This is a genomic window from Mycobacterium neumannii, assembly GCF_002245615.1.
Classification (GTDB): domain Bacteria; phylum Actinomycetota; class Actinomycetes; order Mycobacteriales; family Mycobacteriaceae; genus Mycobacterium; species Mycobacterium neumannii_A.
Map to the genome: position 1 here is coordinate 1 of NZ_NKCO01000052.1, position 1,427 is coordinate 1,427.

Genomic DNA, 1,427 nt, shown 5'->3' on the forward strand with positions numbered 1-1,427 from the left:
GGTCAAGTCCAGGGACGTGGTGTACGACGTCGTCGGGTGATTCTTCGAGGTGATGGTTCAGGCGGTCAGTGCCGCCGGCGTGGCCTCCTGTTCGCTCGGGGTGTCGTTGACGGCACGTGATTTGCTCAGCGCGTCGAGGCCGAGGTAGCGCCGAGACTCGGCCCATTCGTCGTGTTGTTCGGCCAATACGGCCCCGACGAGGCGGATCAGGGCGTCGCGGTCGGGGAAGATGCCCACGACGTCGGTGCGCCGGCGGATCTCCTTATTGAGCCGTTCCTGGGGATTGTTCGACCAGATCTGACGCCAAATCTGCTTGGGGAAGTTAGTGAAGGCGAGCAAATCCGGGCGAGCGGATTCCAGGTGGTCGGCGACCTTGGGGAGCTTATCGGCGAGAGCATCGATGATCCGATCGTATTGCGCTGCAACCGATTCCTTGTCAGGCTGGTCGAACACCGAATGCAGCAGGGTGCGTACCCACGGCCACGACGCTTTCGGGGTGATCGCCATCAGGTTGGTCGTGTAGTGGGTGCGGCAGCGCTGCCAGGCCGCGCCGGGCAGCGTGGCGCCGATCGCGGCCACCAAGCCGGCGTGCGCGTCGCTGGTGACGAGCTTGACCCCGGACAGGCCGCGGGCGGTCAGCGACCGCCAGAACGTCAACCAGCCCGCCCCGTCCTCGGCGGTGCTGACGTCGATGCCCAGGATTTCGCGGTAGCCCTCGGCGTTGACGCCGGTTGCGATCAGCGCGTGCACGTTGACCACCCGGCCGCCCTCGCGGACTTTGAGGACCAGGGCATCTGCAGCGACGAACGTGTACGGGCCGGCATCCAGGGGGCGGGTCCGAAAGGACTCGACGGCGGTGTCGAGTTCCTTGGCCATCACCGATACCTGCGATTTCGACAGGCTGGTGATGCCCAGGGTCTCCACCAGCTTGTCCATCCGCCGTGTCGAGACCCCGAGCAGGTAGCAGGTCGCCACCACGGTGGTCAGGGCTCGCTCGGCGCGCTTGCGGCGCTCCAGCAGCCATTCCGGGAAGTACGAGCCGTGGCGCAACTTGGGGATCGCCAGATCCAATGTGCCTGCCCGAGTGTCGAACTCGCGGTGACGATACCCATTGCGGGAATTCGTCCGGTCGGAGCTGCGCTGGCCGTAGCCCGCACCGCACAGGGCGTCGGCTTCAGCACCCATCAGCGTGTGGATGAAGGTGGCCAGCAGCTCGCGCAGCACATCGGGATGGCAGCTGGTGAGTCGTTCGGCCAACACGGCGGGCAGGTCGATATCGTGGGCAGTGGTCATCGCGTTGATTCCTTTGCTCGAGTGACTTTGGACGGTCCCTCGAAGAATCACGCGATGACCTTCAATCACTCGGCTACGACACGCCGGTACCGCCGATCAGGTCCGACTCGTACACCACTCTGCTGGACGCAACC

1 protein-coding gene is annotated in these 1,427 nt (G+C 65.2%); it reads right to left on the minus strand.

Going from position 1 to position 1,427, the window contains the following annotated elements:
- Window positions 1-57: 57 nt before the first annotated feature.
- Window positions 58-1,293 carry an IS256 family transposase gene (locus CEX88_RS25750; RefSeq protein ID WP_013470347.1) on the minus strand — a complete coding sequence of 412 codons (1,236 nt, stop codon included), beginning with the start codon at window positions 1,291-1,293 and terminating at the stop codon, window positions 58-60.
- Window positions 1,294-1,427: the final 134 nt, after the last annotated feature.